The 3221-nt window shown below is 26.7% G+C and carries 4 protein-coding genes and 1 pseudogene; 4 read left to right on the top strand and 1 reads right to left on the bottom strand.

Features of this window, described 5'->3' with window-relative positions; all coding sequences use genetic code 11:
• Positions 1 to 246, top strand: a pseudogene (locus Q0K54_RS00465) (RloB domain-containing protein); the annotation flags it as partial.
• Between the two features lie 78 nt (positions 247 to 324).
• Here Q0K54_RS00465 and Q0K54_RS00460 read toward each other — a convergent pair.
• Positions 325 to 795, bottom strand: coding sequence for a hypothetical protein (locus Q0K54_RS00460; protein ID WP_294577814.1), 471 nt, complete (start codon positions 793 to 795; stop codon positions 325 to 327).
• Positions 796 to 1518: 723 nt separating this feature from the next.
• Here Q0K54_RS00460 and Q0K54_RS00455 point away from each other — a divergent pair.
• The 3 genes from Q0K54_RS00455 to Q0K54_RS00445 all read left to right on the top strand — a co-directional run bounded on the left by Q0K54_RS00455 (position 1519) and on the right by Q0K54_RS00445 (position 3001).
• Entirely contained in the window at positions 1519 to 1773 is a 255-nt protein-coding gene (locus Q0K54_RS00455; protein ID WP_294577813.1) for a hypothetical protein, read from the top strand.
• Positions 1715 to 2200 (top strand): dihydrofolate reductase family protein, encoded by a 486-nt coding sequence (locus tag Q0K54_RS00450; protein ID WP_294577810.1) that lies wholly within the window; start codon positions 1715 to 1717, stop codon positions 2198 to 2200. Before Q0K54_RS00455 ends, Q0K54_RS00450 begins: the two co-directional genes overlap by 59 nt.
• A 285-nt stretch (positions 2201 to 2485) precedes the next feature.
• The gene (locus tag Q0K54_RS00445) at positions 2486 to 3001 is read left to right on the top strand and encodes a GrpB family protein (protein ID WP_294577806.1); all 516 of its coding nucleotides are present in this window, start codon (positions 2486 to 2488) and stop codon (positions 2999 to 3001) included.
• Positions 3002 to 3221 lie beyond the last annotated feature (220 nt).

Here is a 3221-nt window from a genome sequence, read left to right as displayed (position 1 = left end):
TATAACAAGCATTTTTTAAGCATGGATGATTATAAGCATAAAGATCATTTTACTAGTTGTTTAGAACAGTTAAAGATTGATAATGTAAAAAAAGCTATAGAACGATCAAAATGTATTATGCAATCTAATCAGGCTAATGGATATCAGTTACAAAGATATAAAGGTTATAGTTTTTATAGGGAAAATCCTTCTTTGATGGTATGGGAAGTTATTGAAAAAATATTAAAAGACTGTAATTTAATATAAAAAATCACACGGTAAGATTACCGTGTTTTTTACTGTGTACAAAATAATTTGGATTTATACTCAGGTATTTTAATATATTTAAAGTTCATTTTTAACATATAGTAGATCTTTTTGCCAGTCCTGAATTGCTATTTTCATCTTTGGGTTGTTTTTATGCATAGCTATATTTCGCTGTAAGATATTAATAATTTCCTGTTTGGATAGTATACAATTATTGATTGCATACTTTATTATCTTACGGCGTTCATTGAGTGATAAACCCGTTTTACCAGCTTTATAGCCTAATTCATGAAGAAGTGATTCAGGATTAAGATTATCAAATTTACTAATTTTTTGTTTATATGTGCGTGTTAGTGATTTGATAACCACTTTAGGTCTTATTATGTTGCTGTGTGATTTATAGTTAGGGATATCTTTAAATTCATTTGTTTTAATAGGTGTATCTTGATTTATTTTTGATTCTTCTTTATGTTCTACAGCAATTGAGTTGGGTTTACTTACAGAAGATTTATTACTATTTGCAATTGATTTTTTTTTCTGTTTTTGCATAGTATTCGTCAATTTCATATACGCTGGATATGTAATGATTAGTGCAAAATAACATGAATAGTATACATAATTCAATACCATCAAATAATAAAATAGGTTGCAATATGTCAATTTCATAATCTGATTTATATCCATAATAATTGCTATTGTGATAATTATAGGAATCAATGGTATTTTTTGTATAATTTACAAACACAGAAGCCAAGAAAGTTATAATGACCATACTTAAGACTACGCTAGTAATGTATATACCAATCGTATCATATGCTATTCTTTGATTTTTATGCACTTTTTTATTTCTTATTAGTTTTATATTATCAATCAAGGAACGAATAGATATCAAAACTAGTACAGATATAATAACAAGTGGAACTATGATAAGAAAATAATTACTAGTAATAAAATAAAATAGTATGTATAAGATAAATAAAAATATTAGTAATCTCATTTTATTCTCCCTATAGAATAATTCGAATTAAAAAGGTGTTTTAATGTTGCTATAATATTGTGTATTGTAAGATTAGATTTTAATTTTAAAATAAATATAAACCACTATATAATATTAACATATTTGATGTATATTTCACATAATGCAAGGGAAAATAGCAATAATTAGCATTATGTTAATTGTAATCAAGCATTAAATGAGAATAAATTAAATAAATAAACGAAGATATGATATAATCAAACAAAGAGATAAATTAGATTTTTAGGAGGAATAAAATGGATAGACCGATTACAACACTATTTATGTTGATTTCTGTTGATGGCAAAATCAGCACTGGAGCATCAGATAATTTAGATGTCGACAAAGACTTTCCTAAAATTACAGGGGTTAAAGAGGGATTACATCAATATTATGAAATAGAACAGACGACAGATTTATGGTCACTTAATTCTGGAAGAACTCAAGCTAAAATTGGCGTTAATACCGCTGCTATTCCAGATAAAACCCCCAGTTTCTTTCGTTATAATTGATAATAAACATTTAAATGAACATGGCATTCGTTACTTTTGTGCTTTATCGAAACAATTTGTATTGGTTACTTCCAATAAAGATCATCCAGCATTTAAGATAGAAGCAGACAATCTTCATATCATTTACCAAGATGAATTATTACTAAATGATATACTTAGAAGACTAAAAACAGAATATGGCTGTGACAGGATAACGATACAATCTGGTGGTACATTAAATGGACTATTTCTTCGTGAACAGCTGATTGATTATATTGATATTGTAGTAGCCCCTATTTTAATTGGGGGTAAAGATACAGCCACTTTAATTGATGGAAAATCAATATTATCAGAAGATGAATTAGCAAAATTAGGTGTCTTGAAACTGCAGGAATGTGAAGTTTTAGAAGATTCATATCTTAGATTACGCTATGAAGTAATTCATTAACTGATCTTATTTTATCAGGGTTAATATAAAAATATATTTAGATAAGTATGAATAAAAAGGATATTTTTGCATTATTTAAAAAATATCCTTTTTAATACGATATTACAAAATTGAAGAAATATAGTAGTCTTATCTTGGACAATATTGACAATTGAAAATATTTTAGAAAAAATGATAAGATATTAATACGATTAACTTAACGGGTTTATTATTTGATATGTGGTTGCTTTCAAGTAACTTTATAAATGAATTTTAAAAATTAATAATGGTAAAGGAGATTAAAAAATGCGTACAACAAAAGTTATAGTTTTGCCATATGATAAAAAGTGGAAATCTGATTTTGAGGCAATAAGAAAAGAAATAATTGATGCCATCGGTGATTTAATTATCGGTATTGAACATGTTGGAAGTACTTCGGTAGAAGGATTGTCGGCTAAGCCTTGTATTGATATTGATGTAGTGATGAAAGATTATTCGGTTTTTAATACTATTGTAAGTAAATTAGAAGCTATTGGTTATATTTATGAAGGCAACCTAGGTATTGAAGGTAGAGAAGCTTTCAAATATTTTAATAAACCTCATTTACAGACACATCATCTTTATGTCTGTCCGCAACAATCAAAAGAACTACATCATCATCTTACGTTTAGAGACTTTCTTAGAAGCAATCCCGAAGCAGTAAAAAAATATGGAGCAGTTAAAGAAAAAGCAGCACAGTTATTTCCTGATGATATAGAAAAGTATATTGAGTATAAGTCTCCTTGCATTGAAGAATTATATAAGATGTGTGGTTTAAAATAATAATTGCAAAATATGATCAAATTATTAATATTCTATGACACTAATTTAATGGTTATTAAGTTAGTGTTTTTTATTTTTAATAATTGATATTAATTTTTTATGACAAATGTCATAAAAAACAGTGAAAAATGTAAGTATGATCTTATGACAATCGACAGATGGAATGTAACCGCTTTATTGTTAGAATATAGGTGTCAAATAGAGAAGGGGATGAAATAAA

Source organism: uncultured Thomasclavelia sp. (genome assembly GCF_944324745.1).
In the GTDB taxonomy this organism is placed as follows: domain Bacteria; phylum Bacillota_I; class Bacilli_A; order Erysipelotrichales; family Coprobacillaceae; genus Thomasclavelia.
This window is presented reverse-complemented; position numbering and strand designations above follow the sequence as displayed.

What these genes read in the sequence shown, in the direction of transcription:
- Q0K54_RS00455 (WP_294577813.1), top strand. Translation starts at nt 1,519, where the DNA reads ATGGATAGACCGATTACAACACTATTTATGTTGATTTCTGTTGATGGC.
- Q0K54_RS00460 (WP_294577814.1), bottom strand. Translation starts at nt 795, where the DNA reads ATGCAAAAACAGAAAAAAAAATCAATTGCAAATAGTAATAAATCTTCT.
- Q0K54_RS00445 (WP_294577806.1), top strand. Translation starts at nt 2,486, where the DNA reads ATGCGTACAACAAAAGTTATAGTTTTGCCATATGATAAAAAGTGGAAA.